The organism is Roseovarius sp. THAF27 (assembly GCF_009363655.1).
In the GTDB taxonomy this organism is placed as follows: Bacteria; Pseudomonadota; Alphaproteobacteria; order Rhodobacterales; family Rhodobacteraceae; genus Roseovarius.
The window spans coordinates 4,010,957-4,028,671 of the sequence record NZ_CP045393.1 but is presented as its reverse complement, the minus strand read 5'-3'; the positions used below and the strand labels follow the sequence as shown (position 1 = coordinate 4,028,671).

14 protein-coding genes and 1 pseudogene are annotated in these 17,715 nt (G+C 62.9%); 10 read left to right on the top strand and 5 right to left on the bottom strand.

The features are described from left to right. Nucleotides 1-134 precede the first annotated feature (134 nt). Both FIU89_RS19970 and FIU89_RS19965 read right to left on the bottom strand, forming a co-directional pair. Nucleotides 135-887, bottom strand: a pseudogene (locus FIU89_RS19970) (ABC transporter ATP-binding protein); the annotation flags it as partial. A 63-nt stretch (nt 888-950) separates the two neighbouring features. Further along, entirely contained in the window at nt 951-2,036 is a 1,086-nt protein-coding gene (locus FIU89_RS19965; RefSeq protein ID WP_152494206.1) for a polyamine ABC transporter substrate-binding protein, read from the bottom strand. 148 nt (nt 2,037-2,184) lie between these two features. Between FIU89_RS19965 and FIU89_RS19960 the strand changes: the two genes are divergently transcribed. Beyond that, entirely contained in the window at nt 2,185-2,880 is a 696-nt protein-coding gene (locus FIU89_RS19960; RefSeq protein ID WP_152494205.1) for a GntR family transcriptional regulator, read from the top strand. Nucleotides 2,881-2,968: 88 nt separating this feature from the next. Next, the gene (locus FIU89_RS19955) at nt 2,969-4,366 is read left to right on the top strand and encodes an aspartate aminotransferase family protein (RefSeq protein ID WP_152494204.1); all 1,398 of its coding nucleotides are present in this window, start codon (nt 2,969-2,971) and stop codon (nt 4,364-4,366) included. A gap of 162 nt (nt 4,367-4,528) precedes the next feature. Here the strand turns inward: FIU89_RS19955 and FIU89_RS19950 are convergent, their stop codons facing one another. Then, entirely contained in the window at nt 4,529-5,710 is a 1,182-nt protein-coding gene (locus FIU89_RS19950; RefSeq protein ID WP_152494203.1) for a M24 family metallopeptidase, read from the bottom strand. A gap of 364 nt (nt 5,711-6,074) precedes the next feature. Here FIU89_RS19950 and FIU89_RS19945 point away from each other — a divergent pair, with 364 nt between their 5' ends. The 4 genes from FIU89_RS19945 to FIU89_RS19930 all read left to right on the top strand — a co-directional run bounded on the left by FIU89_RS19945 (nt 6,075) and on the right by FIU89_RS19930 (nt 11,467). Then, nucleotides 6,075-7,178 (top strand): ABC transporter ATP-binding protein, encoded by a 1,104-nt coding sequence (locus tag FIU89_RS19945; protein WP_152494202.1) that lies wholly within the window; start codon nt 6,075-6,077, stop codon nt 7,176-7,178. Nucleotides 7,179-7,293: 115 nt separating this feature from the next. Then, the gene (locus FIU89_RS19940; protein ID WP_152494201.1) at nt 7,294-8,406 is read left to right on the top strand and encodes an extracellular solute-binding protein; all 1,113 of its coding nucleotides are present in this window, start codon (nt 7,294-7,296) and stop codon (nt 8,404-8,406) included. 88 nt (nt 8,407-8,494) lie between these two features. After that, nucleotides 8,495-10,234 carry an ABC transporter permease gene (locus tag FIU89_RS19935; protein WP_172978177.1) on the top strand — a complete coding sequence of 580 codons (1,740 nt, stop codon included), beginning with the start codon at nt 8,495-8,497 and terminating at the stop codon, nt 10,232-10,234. Between the two features lie 3 nt (nt 10,235-10,237). Continuing rightward, entirely contained in the window at nt 10,238-11,467 is a 1,230-nt protein-coding gene (locus tag FIU89_RS19930; protein WP_152494200.1) for an ABC transporter permease, read from the top strand. 54 nt (nt 11,468-11,521) lie between these two features. Here FIU89_RS19930 and FIU89_RS19925 read toward each other — a convergent pair whose 3' ends face one another. Both FIU89_RS19925 and FIU89_RS19920 read right to left on the bottom strand, forming a co-directional pair. Continuing rightward, nucleotides 11,522-12,904 (bottom strand): citrate lyase subunit alpha, encoded by a 1,383-nt coding sequence (locus FIU89_RS19925; RefSeq protein ID WP_172978176.1) that lies wholly within the window; start codon nt 12,902-12,904, stop codon nt 11,522-11,524. Between the two features lie 35 nt (nt 12,905-12,939). Next, nucleotides 12,940-13,806 (bottom strand): branched-chain amino acid aminotransferase, encoded by an 867-nt coding sequence (locus FIU89_RS19920; RefSeq protein WP_152494198.1) that lies wholly within the window; start codon nt 13,804-13,806, stop codon nt 12,940-12,942. A 156-nt stretch (nt 13,807-13,962) separates the two neighbouring features. Here FIU89_RS19920 and FIU89_RS19915 point away from each other — a divergent pair, with 156 nt between their 5' ends. The 4 genes from FIU89_RS19915 to leuD all read left to right on the top strand — a co-directional run bounded on the left by FIU89_RS19915 (nt 13,963) and on the right by leuD (nt 17,490). Beyond that, on the top strand, nt 13,963-14,460 hold the full coding sequence (locus tag FIU89_RS19915) for a MarR family winged helix-turn-helix transcriptional regulator (RefSeq protein WP_152494197.1): 498 nt from the start codon (nt 13,963-13,965) through the stop codon (nt 14,458-14,460). Further along, nucleotides 14,457-15,158 carry a response regulator gene (locus FIU89_RS19910; protein ID WP_152494196.1) on the top strand — a complete coding sequence of 234 codons (702 nt, stop codon included), beginning with the start codon at nt 14,457-14,459 and terminating at the stop codon, nt 15,156-15,158. Before FIU89_RS19915 ends, FIU89_RS19910 begins: the two co-directional genes overlap by 4 nt. Before the next feature lie 323 nt (nt 15,159-15,481). Then, nucleotides 15,482-16,885 (top strand): 3-isopropylmalate dehydratase large subunit, encoded by a 1,404-nt coding sequence (gene leuC / locus FIU89_RS19900; RefSeq protein ID WP_152494195.1) that lies wholly within the window; start codon nt 15,482-15,484, stop codon nt 16,883-16,885. Continuing rightward, nucleotides 16,885-17,490, top strand: coding sequence for a 3-isopropylmalate dehydratase small subunit (leuD, locus tag FIU89_RS19895; RefSeq protein WP_152494194.1), 606 nt, complete (start codon nt 16,885-16,887; stop codon nt 17,488-17,490). The genes leuC and leuD overlap by 1 nt, the downstream gene beginning before the upstream one ends. The last annotated feature ends 225 nt before the right edge of the window (nt 17,491-17,715 follow it).

Genomic DNA, 17,715 nt, shown 5'->3' with positions numbered 1-17,715 from the left:
TCCGCCTCTTGCGGCGCCGCCTCGGCCGTGCCCTCCGGCGTCTCGGCCGTGCCCTCCGGCGTCTCGGCAGCCACCGGACTGGCGTCCGGCCCGGCGTCGGGCGCGCGGTTCATCGCCGTGCCGGAAAACAGCGTCACGTCGCCGATGAAATCCGCCACGTAGGCCGTGTTGGGCGCCTCGTAAATCTCGTCGGGCGTGGCGATCTGCACGATCCGCCCGTCATCCATCACCGCCACGCGGCTGGCCACGGTCATCGCCTCTTCCTGGTCGTGGGTGACGATGACGAAGGTCGTGCCGGTCTTTTCCTGGATATCCATCAGCTCGAACTGCGTGTCCTGCCGCAGCTTGGCATCCAGCGCCCCCAGCGGCTCGTCCAGCAGCAGCAGCTTCGGCCCCTTGGCCAGGCTGCGCGCCAGCGCCACGCGCTGTCTCTGGCCGCCGGAAATCTGGTGCGGCTTGCGGCTTGCGAACCGCTCCAGCCGCGTCAGCTTCAGCATTTCGTCCACCCGCGCCGCGATCTTGTCGGCGGGCAGCTTGTCGCGCTTCAGGCCGAAGGCGATGTTTTCCCAGACCGACAGGTGCGGAAACAGCGCGTAGGACTGGAACATCATGTTCACCTCGCGCTTGTTCGGCGGGATCGGCGCGATATCGCGCCCGCCCAGCAGGATCGTGCCCTCGGTCGGCGCCTCGAACCCCGCCAGCATCCGCATCATCGTCGTCTTGCCACAGCCTGACGGGCCCAGCAGCGCAAAGAACTCCTTTGCGTAGATATCGAACGACTGGTTGTCGATGGCGGTGAACGTCCCGAACCGCTTGGTCACATTCCTGAACTGGATGAGCGGTTTTTCATTCGGATCGTCCCACGGCGCGAACTTGCATTCCGGCATTGCTGTCCCCTTGAAGGAATGAACCCGCGCGGGTGCGCCGCGCGGGTCCTGTCATGTCCTGCGTCAGGTGCCGGACTTGATCTTGGTCCACATCCGGGTCACGACCCGCTGCACCTTCGCCGGATAGGGCGTGGTGGTGTAGAGGTTCTCGAGCGTCTCCTCGTTCGGATAGACCGCCGGATCGTCGATCACGTCCTCGACCAGGAATTCCTGCGAGGCCTTGTTGCCGTTGGCATAGTAGACATAGTTCGAGGCCGCCGCGATGTTCTCGGCATCCATGATGAAGTTCAGGAACGTGTGCGCCCCCTCGGGGTTCGGCGCATCGGCCGGAATCGCCATCATGTCGAACCACATCAGCGCGCCCTCGCTGGGCGCGTTATAGGCGATCTCGACACCGTTGTCGGCCTCCGCCGCACGGTCGCGCGCCTGCAGGATGTCCCCCGACCAGCCGAAGGCCACGCAGATGTCGCCATTGGCCAGCGCGTTGATGTATTCCGAACTGTGGAACTTCTGCACGTAGGGCCGCACGCCCATCAGCACCTCTTCGGTCTTGGCGATCACGTCGGGATCGTGGCTGTCGGGGTCCTCGCCGATATATTGCAGCGCGGCGGGGATCAGCTCGACCGGCGCGTCCAGGAAATGCACGCCGCAGCTTTGCAGCTTTTCCATGTTCGCCGGGTCGAAGATCAGCGACAGCGAGTCCACGGGCGCATCCTCGCCCAGCACCTCGGCCACCTTCGCGGTGTTCACGCCGATGCCGGTGGTGCCCCACATGTAGTTGATGGCATATTCGTTGCCGGGGTCGTATTTCGCCGTCCGCTCTTCGATCACGTCCCACATGTTGTCCAGGTTCGGCAGCTGCGACTTGTCCAGCTTCTGGAATGCGCCCGCCGCGATCTGGCGTTGCAGGAAGGTGCCAGACGGCACCACCACGTCATAGCCCGAGCCGCCGGCCAGCATCTTGGTCTCCAGCACTTCGTTGCTGTCGAACACGTCATAGACCAGCTCCAGTCCGGTCTCTTCCTCGAACTTGGTCAGCAGGTCTTCGTCGATATAGTCGGACCAGTTGTAGACGCGTACTTCCTGCGCCATGGCACTTGTCGCGCCCAGCGCCAGAACGGCGGTCATGGTCAGAAACTTCTGTGTCATTCGATATCTCCCCTTGGTTCGGCGCTTGTCACGCCTTGACCCGGGATTTGATCAAACAAAACCGGGCATGACAATATGGTAATGCTTTCACGCAGTCGCTAAACTCGCAAGGCGATTGCGAGGGTCGCCGCGACAGAAAGCACATCGAATGAGCAGACACGCCCAGAAATTCGGCACAGACGACGCTCAAACGGCACGCGTCCCGGCGCACGAACTGATCTATCGCGAGCTGCGGGCGCTTGTGCTCTTCGGCGACCTTGCGCCGGGGCAGGCGGTGACGATCCAGGGCCTGACCGAACGTCTGGGCGCGGGCATGACCCCGGTGCGCGAGGCGATCCGCCGCATGACCGCCGAGGGCGCGCTGGAATTCCGCGGCAACCGCCGCGTCGTGGTGCCCATCCTTACCGCGGACAACATCTCAGAACTTATCCTTGCCCGCCAATGGCTTGACCCGCATCTTACCCTGCGGGCGACCGAGCGTGCCACCCTCGAAGACCTTGACCACCTGACCACGCTCGACCGTGATCTGGATGCCGCCATCGACGGCGGCGACCTGCGCGCATATCTGGAACTCAACTATGCCTTCCACGCGCATATCTACACCATCGCGGATGCCCCCATCCTGGCCGACCTGGCCGAGGGGCTGTGGCTGCGGTTCGGCCCGTCCCTTCGGGTGGTCTGCGGGCGGATGGGCACCCAGAACCTGCCGGACAAGCACAAGGACATGCTGGACGCCATGCACGCCCGCGATGCCGAAGGCGCGGCCCGCGCCATCCGCGAGGACGTGATCCAGGGAATGGAGCAGGTCCGCGTTTCCCTGGAACAGAACGCGCGTCCGGCCTGATTCGATTGACTCTGAATAATTTGATCATATTCTGGGACAAACGGACCGGTGCGCCCCGTCCGACCCTCCGATCATGAAAGGTTTCGCCATGACCGCCATCACCAATCACATGCCCACTGCCGAGCTTCAGGCGCTGGATGCCGCGCATCACCTGCACCCCTTCACCCACGGCCACGCGCTCAACAAGAAGGGCGCGCGCGTCATCACCCGCGCCAAGGGCGTGACCCTGACCGACAGCGAGGGGCATGACTATCTCGACGCCATGGCGGGGCTGTGGTGTGTCAACATCGGCTATGGCCGCGAGGAACTGGCCGACGCCGCTGCCCGCCAGATGAAGGAACTGCCCTACTACAACACGTTCTTCCAGACGACCCATGTGCCCGCCATCGCGCTGGCCGACCGTCTGGCGCAACTGACGCCGCATGACCTCAACCACGTGTTCTTTGCTTCTTCCGGGTCCGAGGCGAACGACACCAATATCCGGCTCGTGCGCACCTATTGGGAACAAAAGGGCCACCCCGAGAAAAAGGCAATCATCAGCCGCAAGAACGCCTATCACGGCTCGTCCATGGGCAGCGCCTCGCTGGGGGGCATGTCCGCGATGCACGCGCAGGGCGGTATGCCGATCCCGGACATCCACCATATCGACCAGCCCTATTGGTACGGCGAGGGAAAAGACACTGATCCAGTCGAATTCGGCCTGGAACGCGCCCGCCAACTCGAGCAGAAGATCCTCGAACTGGGCGAAGACAAGGTCGCCGCCTTCATCGGCGAGCCGGTGCAGGGCGCCGGTGGCGTGATCGTTCCGCCCGAAACCTACTGGCCGGAAATCCAGCGCATCTGCCGCAAGTACAACATCCTTCTGATCGCCGACGAGGTGATCTGCGGCTTCGGGCGCACCGGCAAGTGGTTCGGCTCGGAAACCTTCGACATCAAGCCCGACGTCATGACCATCGCCAAGGGCGTCAGCTCGGGCTACGCGCCCATCGGCGGCTCGCTGGTCAGCGACGAGGTGGCCGAGGTGCTGAACAGTTGCGAATTCGCCCATGGCTACACCTATTCGGGCCACCCGGTGACCTGTGCCGTTGCGCTGGAAAACCTGCGCATCCTCGACGAGGAAGGCATCGTCACCCGCGTCGGCGCGGAAACCGCGCCCTACCTGAAGGAAAAATGGGAAACCCTGGCCGACCACCCGCTGGTGGGTGAGGCGGCAATCTGCGGCATGATGGGCTCCATCGCGCTCAGCCCCGACAAGGCCAGCCGCGCCAGGTTCGCCGCCGAGGCCGGCACCGCCGGTCTTATCTGCCGCGAGCATTGTTTCTCGAACGGCCTGATCATGCGCCACGTGGGCGACCGCATGGTCATCTCGCCGCCGCTGGTCATCTCCAAGTCCGAGATCGACACCCTGGTCGAACGCGCGAACCTCGCGCTCGACCTCGCGCACAAGCAACTGAAAGATGAAGGTCTGATGAAGGCGGCGAGCTGAGCCGTGTGACATGCCGTGGCGCGCCGAAGCACCGCGCGCCACGGTAACGATCGGGTCGCCAAGCGGTCCACCGACGGCATACCACGCAAATACCGACGCGATACCGACGTGGTTTTCGGCACCCCGCCGGCATTAACCAGGGTTTCCGCCGGCCGATTCGCGTCAGTCCTTGACGAACATCTGCCGGGGCATGTTGCACAGGCATTCCGCCGGGCCGTCCTCGTTGATCAGGATCGTCTCGGTCGTCTCCAGACCCCAGGTGTCCATCCACAGCGCAGGCATGAAGTGGAACACCATGCCGGGTTCCAGCACCGTCTCGTCCTCCAGCCGGATCGACGCCGTCCGCTCGCCCCAGTCCGGCGGATAGCTGACGCCGACGGGGTAGCCCATGCGCCCTTCCCGCTTGATCTCGTACTTGGCCAGCACGTCCAGCAGGGCCTGCGCGATGTCGCAGGTGCGGTTGCCGGGCCGCGCCGCGTCCAGCCCCGCCTCGATGCCTTCCAGCTGCGCCTTTTCGGCGTCGCGAATGTCCTGCGGCGGCTCGCCGCCAAGGAACACGGTGCGGCACAGAGGCGCGTGATAGCGGCGGTAACACCCTGAAAGCTCAAAGAAAGTCGCCTCGCCCGGCTGCATCGGGTTGCCGTTCCAGGTCAGGTGCGCCGCGGTGGCGTCAAGGCCCGAGGGCGTCAGCGGCATGATCGCCGGATAGTCGCCCCAGTCGTCGTCCACGCCCTCGATCCCGGCCTTCAGAATGCTGGCCACAAGGTCGTTCTTGCGCAGTCCCGGCTCGGCCATGTCGATGGCGGTGCGCATGACCTTTTCCGAGATGCGCGCCGCCTTGCGGATCAGCACCAGTTCTTCCTCGGACTTCACGATCCGCTGCCAGTTCACCAGCGTTGTAGCGTCGACGATCTTGGCATTCGGCATCTCGGCGCAAAGCACGGCATGGGCCTTGGCGGAGTAGTAGTAGTTCTCCATCTCCACCCCGATCGTCGCCGTCTCCAGCCCGTACCGCTTGAGCACTTCTGCCAGGTCCTGCATCGGATGCCGCTCGGTCGACTGCACGAAATGGTCACCATATCCGAGGATGAAATCATTCTCCATCCAGCAGGTCCTGCGACCCCCCAGCATGTCCATGTGTCGGCCCCACCACAGGGGCGGGCCGTCCATCGTCAGGATCGCGCCTTGGTGCACGTAGAAGGACCAGCCGTCATAGCCGGTCAGCCAGTTCTGGTTGGACGGGTCCGTGATAAAGACCGCATCAAGCCCGCGTTCTTCCATCGCGGCCCGTGCCCGCTTGAGGCGGCGGTCGTACTCTACGGGGGTGAAGGGCAGGTCTTTCATGGTCTGATCGCTCCTCGTCTTGGTCGGGCCGGACAGCACGTGCCGGGATGCCCCGAAGGTGCCTGCTGGACGACAGGAATGCACGAAAAAAAACTTGATAGACAGAACCTTGGTGGGGTCCCGGAATGAACGCTTGCGGGCGCCCTTGCCCGATGCAAGCACTGTGAACAGGGGACCAACAGGCCAGCGATGCGTCATCAGGCAGGAAATCTGACTTAAATCCGGGCGACCTTGGTTAATTTTCCTTCGGAGATGCCTGCTGTGGAAAAACTCAATGAGTTTGCTTGCATCGCCGGCGGAAACTGGCTTTATTTCCAGCTAAACGCGGAACAACCGCGACGAAAAAACATATGGGGAGACACTCTTGACCGAATCGCAAGCGAGCGATGCGTTCGTCGCATTTGATCGTGTTCAGAAAAGCTACGACGGCGAAACGCTGGTCGTGAAGGACCTGAACCTTTCCATGCCCAAGGGCGAATTCCTGACGATGCTGGGGCCGTCGGGGTCCGGCAAGACCACCTGTCTGATGATGCTGGCGGGATTCGAAACCGCAACGCATGGCCGCATCCTGCTCGACGGGGTGTCGATCAACGATATCCCGCCGCACAAGCGCGGCATCGGCATGGTGTTCCAGAACTACGCCCTTTTCCCGCACATGACCGTGGCCGAGAACCTCAGCTTTCCGCTGGAGGTTCGCAAGATCGGCAAGTCCGATCGTGAAGCCAAGGTAAAGCGCGCGCTCGACATGGTGCAGATGGGTGCCTTTGGTGGCCGCCGCCCGGCACAGCTTTCGGGTGGTCAGCAACAGCGGATCGCACTGGCCCGCGCGCTGGTGTTCGAGCCGGAGCTGGTCCTGATGGACGAGCCCCTTGGTGCCCTCGACAAGCAGTTGCGCGAGCACATGCAGTTCGAGATCACCAAACTGGCGCATGATCTGGGCATCACCACGGTTTACGTGACGCACGACCAGACGGAGGCGCTGACCATGTCGGACCGCGTCGCGGTGTTCGACGATGGCCGTATCCAGCAGCTGGCGCCGCCGGACGAGCTGTACGAGAGCCCGCAAAACAGCTTTGTCGCGCAGTTCATCGGCGAGAACAACACGCTGGAGGGCACCGTAAAGCAGATCCAGGGCGGTCTCGCGCAGGTGCAACTGGACGATGGCGGAATCATCGATTGCAAGCCGGTCAACGTCAGCGAAGTGGGCGAGCGTACCCGCGTCTCGATCCGGCCGGAACGCGTGGAATTCGACAAGAAACGTCTCAAGGAAGGCACCCACACGATCAAGGCCGAGGTGCTGGAATTCATCTACATGGGTGACATTTTCCGCACCCGTCTGAGCGTGGCGGGCAACGACAATTTCGTGATCAAGTCGCGGAACGCGCCGGACCAGACGCGGCTGACACCGGGCGAGACCATCGAGATCGGCTGGCTGCCCGAGGATTGCCGCGCACTGGATGCGAACTAGGAGTTTTTAGGGATTCGGGCGGGCCAGTGCGCCGGCCCGGATAGAACGAGGTCCGCATGTTGTTCCCGTGACATGGGGCCCGAAAGGTAAACGGGAGTACTTTTGGGAGTATGACATGAAACTGACGAAAACACTTATGGCGACGACCGCACTGACGGTTGCTGCTGCGTCGGCTCACGCACAGGAAATGACGGATTCGATGACCATCGTATCCTGGGGCGGCGCCTACCAGGCGAGCCAGCAGAAAGCGTATGCCGAGCCGTACAAGGAAATGAACGAAGGCCTGGAAGTGATCTGGGACGAAAGCTCGAACGAGGCCGTGGCCAAGCTGCGCGCCATGGACGAGGCCGGCAACATCACCTGGGATGTGGTCGACGTCGTGGCCGCTGACGCGCTGCGCCTGTGCGACGAAGGCCTGGCCATGGAAATCGACCCCGAGGAAGACCTGGCCGCCGCGCCCGATGGCACCTCGGCCGAGGAAGATTTCGGCGAGCTGCTGGTGGGTGACTGCTTCATCCCGCAGATCGTATATTCGACCACCTTCGGCTATCGCACCGACATGGTGCCGGAAGGCGTGGAAGCGCCCAACGACATCTGCGACGTGTTCGACCTGGAAACCTATCCGGGCAAGCGTGCGCTGGAAAAGCGCCCGATCAACAACGTCGAATGGGCGCTGCTGTGTGACGGCGTCGCCAAGGAAGAAGTCTATGACGTCCTGGCGACCGCCGAAGGCCAGCAACAGGCACTGGACAAGCTGGCAACCATCAAGGACGAGGTGATCTGGTGGTCCGCCGGTGCCGACACGCCGCAGCTTCTGGCCGATGGCGAAGTGTTCATGGGCTCGACCTACAACGGTCGTCTGTTTGCCGCCATCGAAGAGCAGGATCAGCCGATCGGCATGATGTGGGACGCGCAGGTGTTCGACCTGGACGGCTGGATCATCCCCGAGGGCCTGCCCGAAGATCGCCTGGCACGCGCCAAGGACTTCATCATGTTCGCGACCGACACGCAGCGTCTGGCGGACCAGGCCAAGTACATCTCGTACGGTCCGGCCCGTGCCTCCTCGGCACCGCTGGTGGGTCAGCACGCGGAACTGGGCATCGACATGGCGCCGCACATGCCGACCGACCCGGAGAACGCGCAGAACACGTTCCTCTACAACTACGAGTTCTGGGCTGACTACCGCGACGACATCGACGCCAAATTCCAGGCGTGGCTGGCGCAATAAGCGGTTCGCTTAGAGATACCTGGAAGGGCCGTCCGCGGCCCTTCCACACGGACAATAAACAAAACAACAAACTGCCGACGGGGACTTTATGAGCGATGTGACTGACGCCACGACCGGCAAGGCGGCGCCCACGCCCGATGACGGGCTGCGCATTGCGGACAGCAACGAGGGCGGGCCTGTTCTGGCTGCCGACGGTACGCCGCTGAAGAAAAGCCTTTCGCGGACCTTGCGCCGCCAGAAGATGCGGGCGTTGCTGCTGATCGCTCCGCTGCTGATCTTCGTCCTCGTAACCTTTATCGTTCCCATTGTCTCGATGCTGCTGCGGTCGGTCGACAACACGATCGTGCCCGATACCCTGCCGCAGACGGTCAGCGCGATTGCAGAGTGGGACCCGACCGCAAGCGACCTGCCGGACGAGCCTGTCTACGAGGCGCTTTACTACGACCTGTTCCTGGCCTCCGAGGCCAAGGAGCACACCAAGCTGGGCACGCGCCTGAACTACGAACTAACGGGCCTGTCCTCGCAGTTCCGGTCTGTCGGACGCGACCTTGACGAGATCGGCGAAGACCAGATCGACGCGCTGGAAGACCTGGCCGAGGACACCTGGGACAACGAGACGTTCTGGTTCGACCTGATGCGGGGCGGAGAGAACGCCGAGGAGAGCGACCAGTCCGTTCTGGATGACGCCCGGAAGCGGCTTCAGGTCCTGACAGGCGACAGCTATTCTGGCGGAACCGGCTTCCTGCCGGGGGCGGAGATTTCCGCGCTTCTGCCGCGCACCGCCTATGAATACGCCAGTTTTGCCGTCTATACCGCCATCGCGGAAGAGGATGTCGTCGCCGAGGAAGAACCCTGGGAAGCGGTCAAGATCGCTCTGATTCAAGAGTTGCAGGCCGGTGCCGATGTGGCCTCCTACAGCGGCTTCGGAGCAGAGCAGCTTGTTGCGGCGCAGGAGATGCTGGCGGAACAGCCGCAGCCGAATTTCAAGGACGCGTTTCTGGAGATCGACAAGGGTTGGGGCAACCCGCTCACCTGGAAGACGCTGAGCGTTTACAAGGCGTCCTACACGCCGGGGTATTTCCTGAATGCGGCGGATTACCAGCTGGGCTTTGACGGTGTCGAGGCGCGGCCCGCGAACCAGCAGATCTACATCAAGCTGTTCATGCGCACGCTCTACATGTCGCTGATCATCACCGGCAGCTGCATCCTCTTGGGCTATCCGGTGGCGTGGATCCTGGCCAACCTGCCGCTGCGCACGGCGAACGTGCTGATGATCCTCGTGCTGCTGCCGTTCTGGACCTCGCTTCTGGTGCGGACTTCGGCCTGGAAGGTACTGTTGCAGCAGCAGGGGGTGATCAACGAGATCCTCGTGTGGCTGGGCTTCGTCCATGACGCGAACCGATTGATATTGATGAACAACGCAACCGGCACGATCATCGCCATGACGCATATCCTGCTGCCGTTCATGATCCTGCCGCTCTATTCGGTGATGAAGACGATCCCGCCGTCCTACCTGCGCGCGGCGAAGTCGCTGGGCGCGACGAACGTCACGGCCTTCCGGCGGGTCTATTTTCCGCAATCGGTGCCGGGTATCGGGGCGGGGTCGATCCTCGTGTTCATCCTGTCGATCGGGTACTACATCACGCCAGAGATCGTGGGCGGCACCGACGGTGTCTTCATCTCGAACCGGATCGCCTATCATATCTCCAGCTCGCTGAACTGGGGTCTGGCGGCTGCTCTGGGCACCATCCTGCTGGTCGTCGTTCTGGTGCTTTACTGGTGCTACGACAGGATCGTGGGCATCGATAACGTCAAGTTGGGGGGCTAGGTCATGACCGATCAAGACGATGGCTACACAGTCACCATTCCGCGCCCGCCGCTGACCGGGTTCACCTTGCCGCTGACGGCGGTTCTGGGCGCCATGTTCGGCTTTGTCGCGGGCAACGTCTATGGCCAGCCCTGGCTTGGCGCGCTTGTCGGCGCGGTCATCGGCGCCGGCATTGCGGCACTGGCGCACCAGATGTCGGGCCAGCGCACGCAGACCCGGTGGGGTATCATCGCCGCCTTCGCCATTGCGGGCTTTTTTGCAGGCGGTCTGGGTGCGGCGATATCCGGTGTCATCATCGGAGCCGTGCTCAGCTGGTTCGCGTATTGGCTCGACACCGGCGATTACCGCAAGAACGTGCCCATCTATTACACGCCGGGCCAGGTGTTGTGGCACAACACGTTCCTCTTCATCTGCGGATTCGTGTTCTTCTTCCTGATCGCTCCGCTCATTCCGGTGATGTGGCTGAGCTTCAACGCCGAGAACTTCTTTACCTTCACGCCTGAAATGCTGAACTTCCAGGCCGAGGGCTATTCGCTGAAGCACTACCGCGACTTCCTGGGCACCGACGAGTGGATGACGCCGCTGAAGAACTCGCTGATCATCGCGCCCTTCGCGACGTTCATCTCGGTCAGCCTCGGCACGCTGGCGGCCATCGGCCTGTCGCAAAGCCATGTGCCCGGGCGGCAGGCGATCATGGCAATCCTGATCTCGCCGATGATCGTTCCGTTGATCATTTCGGCCACCGGGATGTTCTTTTTCTATGCACCTCTGGGCAACTGGCTGGAAGCGAACCTGGGGCTGGACCAGGCTTTTGTCGGGTATGTGAAGGTGATCCTGGCACACGCGGCGCTGGGCGTGCCGTTCGTGATCATCACGGTGACGGCCACGCTGGTCGGCTTCGACCGCTCGTTGACGCGGGCGTCGGCCAACATGGGGGCGAACCCGGTCACGACCTTCTTCCGGGTTCAGATGCCGCTGATCCTGCCGGGGGTGATCTCGGGCGGGCTCTTTGCCTTCATCACATCGTTTGACGAGGTGGTGGTGGTGTTGTTCGTCGGTTCGGCGCAGCAACAGACCCTGCCGTGGCAGATGTTCACAGGCCTGCGCGAGCAGATCTCGCCGACGATCCTTGCGGCGGCCACGATTCTCGTGACGATCTCGATCCTGTTGTTGACGACGGTAGAGCTGTTGCGCCGCCGGTCGGAGCGCCTGCGCGGGCTGAGTCCGGGCTGAACCTGACGATAGCTTTACGGAAAGCCGGGCCTGCCTGCCCGGCTTTTCTTTTGCTCAAGGTACAAGAGCGCGCACGTGATCGATTACCGTGCCGTCTGGCGCTTCGCATTCGGCAATAACGCGTTCAGCGAATCTCGGCGTTGCACGTTGCGTCGCCTGCGCTTCGGCCTTACGGCGCAGATCGTCGAGCGATGAAAGCGGCAACCCGGCGTTCTTCGCGGCCCGGGCCAGCTCTGGGGCAGCGGAGGAAATGGCGATCCCCTCTTCCGTGACCACGGCGCCGACCGTGTCGCCCGGCGTGGTGAGACAGGTCAGCCGTTCGATCAGCTTGGGAAATCCGCCGGCGCACAGCGGGGTCGTCACGATGGCCAGTTTCGCGCCCGCCGCGGTGTCGGCATGGCCGCCAGAGCCACCGATGATACGCCCGTCGCTGGCACAGGTGACGTTGACGTTGAAATCCATGTCGACCTCTGCCGCGCCGAGGATCATCACGTCGAGGCGCGACGCGGCGCTGTCCGGATTGGCAGGGCTCGCGTAATCCCACGCGGACATCGCGCGATGCGCGGTGTCATTGGCATACGAGGTCACGGCGGCTCCGTCGAAAGCCTGAACGTCGAGCAGGTGTCGGAAGAGACCGGAATGCAGCATCTGCACCAGTGGCCCGGTGATGCCGCCCGCCGCGAAATCGCCAACCACGCCGCGTTCGGCTATGACCGGCGCCAGGCTGCGGGCGACGGCAAGAGATGTCGCGCCGGCCCCGGTCTGGAAACTGAAACCGTCCCGCAGAAGGCCGCTGCAGGCAATGAGGCGGGCGGTCAGGTCGGCGATGGCCTGCCCCTTGGCCGACGGCGCCCGGGCGGTCGTACCAGAGGCTACCTGCTGCGCGTCACCGATGCTGTCGACGGTGACCACGAGATCGACCTGCTCGGCTGGGATGCAGACACGTGGTAGGTCGTCCACGGCGTGATCGGTGACCGCGGTGACGAAGCGGGCGTGGGCGGCATCGACCATGGCATACCCCAACGGCCCGCAGGCGTTCGGGCCCGCAGCGCCGCCGAGGTTGCGTTCGGTGTCCACCGCCGGTGTGGCGATGAAGGCCGCGTCGATTTTCAGTCGGCCTGAGGCAATGGCCTCGGCTCTGCCACCATGGGTTTGCAGGCGGACTGGATGAGGCAGAAGACCGCGCTGCACCGCCTCGGCGAGGGGCCCGTTGATGTAGGACGTGGTGATCCGCGTGACGATCCCGTCTTCAAGGAACGGGATCAGGGCCGCATGGCAGGGAAAGAGCGAGGATGGCGCGATGTGCAGGTCGCGCAGGCCCTCTTCGGTGCAGGTCTGCAAGACCTCGCGCATCACGTCGTCGCCGTTCCGCAGGTGATGGTGAAACGACAGCGTCGCACCGTCCCGCAGGCCAGCGGCCCCGATTGCGGTACGCACGCTCACGCTCCGTCATGCCACGCGAAGGCCAAGACCTACGCGCGCACCAGTTTCTCGTAGCTCTCCGCGATGTCGCGGGTCAGCGCGCCGACCTCGAAATTGTAGTCGCCGATCTGGCCAACGGGCGTCACCTCGGCGGCGGTTCCGGTCAGCCAGCACTGCTCGAAGCCTTCCAGCTCCTCGGGCATGATATGACGTTCGTGCACCTTGACCTGACGGTCCTTCAACATGCCGATGACGGTCTGCCGGGTGATGCCGTTGAGGAAACAGTCGGGGTCGGGCGTATGCACCTCGCCGTCCTTGACGAAGAAGATGTTGGCGCCGGTCGCCTCGGCCACGTAGCCGCGATAGTCGAACATCATCGCGTCGGAACAGCCTTTCGCCTCGGCGGCGTGCTTGGAAAGGGTGCAGATCATGTAAAGACCGGCGGCCTTGGCATGGCTGGGGATGGTTTCGGGGCTGGGACGTTTCCACTTGGAGATGTCGAGCTTGGCGCCCTTCATCTTGGCGTCGCCGTAATATGCGCCCCATTCCCAGGCGGCAATGGCCAGGCGCACGGGGTTGCGGGCCGATGCGACGCCCATGTCCTCGCCGGCACCGCGCCACGCGACCGCGCGCACATAGGCGTTGTCGAAGCCGTTGGCCTGAAGGACCTCCATCTTGGCAGCCTCGATCTCGTCGACGGTGTAGGGGATCTCGAAATCAAGCTGGCCGGCGGAATAGTGCAGGCGTTCCGAGTGCTTGCGGCTCTCGAAGATCTTGCCGTTGTAGCACCGCTCGCCTTCGAAGACGGAACTGGCGTAGTGCAGGCCGTGGGTCAGGATGTGCACGTTCGCGTCCCGCCATTCGACCAGTTTGCCGTCCATCCAGATCTTGCCGTCGCGATCATCATACGCTGCCATTTCCGCCTCCTCAGCCTGGCCTCTTTCCATTTGTTGCGCTGGAAACGTCCGAAGTGGACATAAAATTGCGCATAAACTGCGATTCGCTACCAGTTTGATCTTGGAATGTCAACAAGGCTGACTTATCTTGGCGTCGTACGTGACGGGAGGGCGAAGATGGCCGAAGCGCATGGCGGCGAAAATCTGTTGTTCCTGACCGACGAACAGTTGCGACAGGGCATCGAGGCGATGTTCTTTGCCTATCGCGGTTTCACCGCCGATCCCGACCGTATCCTGGCCACGATGGCGTATGGCCGCGCGCATCACCGCGCGCTTCACTTCATCGCGCGCCGTCCCGGCACGACGGTGAACAATCTTCTGGGTATTCTGGGGGTCACGAAACAGTCTCTGAATCGGGTCTTGCGTACACTGATCGAGGATGGACTGGTCGAAAGCCAGCAGGGCAAGACGGACAGGCGTGAGCGTCATCTGACGCTGACGGACAAGGGGCGCGGACTGGAACAGACGCTGTCCGATGCACAAAGAGCCCGGATGCGGGCGGCCTATCGCAAGGCGGGACCGGAGGCCGTGGCGGGTTTCCGGCAGGTGCTCGAAGCGATGATGGACCCGGATATGCGGCGGAAGTATCATGCGATCCGGGAGGCTGACTCATGAACGATCCGGCGCCGCACCTTCTGATCGTCGACGACGACGAGCGCATTCGCGACCTGTTGCGCAAGTTTCTTGCGCGAAACGGGTTCCTGGTGTCCGTGGCGCGTGATGCGGATCATGCGCGCCGCGTGCTGTCGGGGCTGGAGTTCGACCTGATCGTGATGGACGTGATGATGCCGGGCGAGGACGGCGTTTCCCTGACGCGATCGTTGCGCGAAACGATCGACACGCCGATCCTTCTGCTGACTGCAAAGGGAGAGACGGAGGAGCGCATCGCCGGACTGGAGGCCGGTGCGGACGACTATCTGCCCAAGCCCTTCGAGCCGAAGGAACTACTGCTGCGGATCAACGCGATCCTGCGCCGGATGCCGGAGGCCGAGCCCGAACATGCAGCCCCCAAGGTTCTGAGCATGGGGCCTGTGCGGTTCGACATAGAGCGGTCCGAGCTGATGCGCGGCGAGGACATGATCCGGCTGACGGCGACGGAGGTCCAGCTGATGCGGATCTTTGCAGAGAACCTGCGCGAGCCGGTGAGCCGCACCAAGCTGGTCGAAGACCTGGGCCGCGACAGGGGCCAGGCGCAGGAGCGGGCCGTGGACGTCCAGATCACGCGCCTGCGGCGCAAGATCGAGTCCGATCCGAAACAGCCGCGATACCTGCAAACCGTGCGTGGCGAAGGCTATATGCTGGCGCCGGACTGAGACGTGATCTGGTCGTGCGGCTGCGCCGCGCAGGTTTGATGAATTGGGGGCCAGCCCCCAGGGTTGAAGCGCAGCTTCAACCGAACCCCCGGGATATTGACGGCCAGAGGAAGAAGCGGTTCGGTCCGCGGGCCCGTTGTGCTCTTGATAGACTCGGGGCGGGGTTGTATCTGACACTCATGATACGGGTTTTCGACATGGACGATCGTGCGCGCCTGCCATGGCGGTTTTTTGGCGCGGCACGCACGGTTCTGGCGCGTCTATAGGGCGGTGCCCTTCGACGAATTGTTATGAATTTCCACTGACACGACGGGAGAGGACCGATGTCCCCCAAGACACTTTATGACAAGATATGGGATGCCCACCTTGCGCACGAGGCCGAGGATGGCACCTGCCTGCTTTATATCGACCGGCATCTCGTGCACGAGGTGACGAGCCCGCAGGCCTTTGAAGGGCTGCGCATGGCGAACCGCAAGGTGCGCGCGCCGGACAAGACCATTGCCGTGCCGGACCACAACGTGCCGACCACCGAGGGGCGCGAGAATCCCGAGGCGATGCCCGAGGACAGCCGCACCCAGGTGGCCGCGTTGGACAAGAACGCCAAGGATTTCGGCATCCATTATTACCCGGTCAGCGACGTGCGGCAGGGCATCGTCCACATCGTCGGCCCCGAGCAGGGCTGGACACTGCCGGGCATGACCGTGGTCTGCGGCGACAGCCATACGGCCACACATGGTGCTTTCGGTGCGCTGGCTCACGGCATCGGGACGTCCGAGGTGGAGCATGTGCTGGCCACCCAGACGCTGATCCAGACCAAGTCAAAGAACATGAAGGTCGAGATCACCGGCAAGCTGCGCCCCGGAGTGACCGCCAAGGACATCACCCTGTCGGTCATTGGCCGCACCGGCACCGCGGGCGGTACGGGTTATGTCATCGAGTATTGCGGCGAGGCCATTCGCGACCTTTCGATGGAAGGGCGGATGACCGTCTGCAACATGGCGATCGAAGGCGGCGCACGCGCAGGCCTGATCGCGCCCGATGAAAAGACCTTCGAGTACATCAAGGGCCGGCCCCATGCGCCGAAGGGCGCACAGTGGGAAGCCGCCATGGACTGGTGGAAGACGCTCTATTCCGAAGACGATGCGCATTGGGACAAGGTGATCACGATCAAGGGCGAGGATATCGCGCCGGTGGTCACCTGGGGCACCAGCCCCGAGGACGTGCTGCCGATCGACGGAGAGGTGCCTGCCCCCGAAAGCTTTACCGGCGGCAAGACCGACGCGGCCCGGCGTGCGCTGGAATACATGGGCCTTACGCCCGGTCAAAAGCTGAAGGATATCGAGATCGACACGGTCTTTATCGGGTCCTGCACCAATGGTCGGATCGAGGATCTGCGTGCGGCAGCCGAGATCCTGAAAGGCAAGAAGATCAAGGTGAAGCGGGCAATGGTCGTGCCCGGATCGGGGCTTGTGCGCGCCCAGGCCGAGGAAGAAGGGCTGGCCGAGATCTTTACCGAGGCCGGTTTCGAGTGGCGGCTTGCAGGCTGTTCGATGTGCCTGGCGATGAACCCCGACCAGTTGCAGCCGGGTGAACGGTGCGCGGCCACGTCGAACCGCAATTTCGAGGGCCGGCAAGGCCGTGGCGGGCGCACCCACCTGATGAGCCCGGCGATGGCCGCGGCGGCGGCGGTGACCGGCAAACTGACCGACATCCGGGAGATCGTGTGATGGAAAAATTCGTGAAACTGACCGGCGTCGCGGCGCCGATGCCGCTGGTCAATATCGACACCGACATGATCATTCCCAAGCAGTTCCTGAAGACGATCAAGCGGTCGGGCCTGGGCGTGAACCTGTTTGACGAGATGCGGTACGACGACGATGGAAACGAGATTCCGGAATTCGTGCTGAACCAACCGGCCTATCGCGAGGCCAAGATCATCGTGGCCGGGGACAATTTCGGCTGCGGGTCGAGCCGCGAGCATGCGCCCTGGGCGCTGCTGGATTTCGGCATCCGCTGCGTGATCTCCACCAGCTTCGCCGACATCTTCTACAACAACTGCTTCAAGAACGGCATTCTGCCCATCGTTCTTCCGCAGGAAGAGGTCGACAAGCTGATGGACGATGCGGAGCGCGGATCGAACGCGGTGCTGACCGTGGACCTGGAGCGCCAGGAAATCACCGGCCCGGATGGCGGCACAATCGGCTTCGACGTCGACCCCTGGCGCAAGCACTGCCTGCTGAACGGGCTCGACGATATCGGACTGACGATGGAAAAAGCCGCGTCGATCGACGCGTTCGAGGCCAAGGCCGCGACGCAACGCCCCTGGGTTTGACCCCGCAAGGAAAGCGATGTACCGGCTGCCATGCGCGGCCGGTGCAATCTTGAGATTAAGAGGTTAATCAAAAGCACATCTAATATTAATGAATTATTGTGGGGGCTTAGCTTGAACCCCCCACATCTTGCGTGTGAACACAACGGCGCCTCAAATCCGTCAGCTTATTGATGCAAACCGGCACCACCCTCACCATCAAATCGCCGAAAATTCTAAGTCTAACGA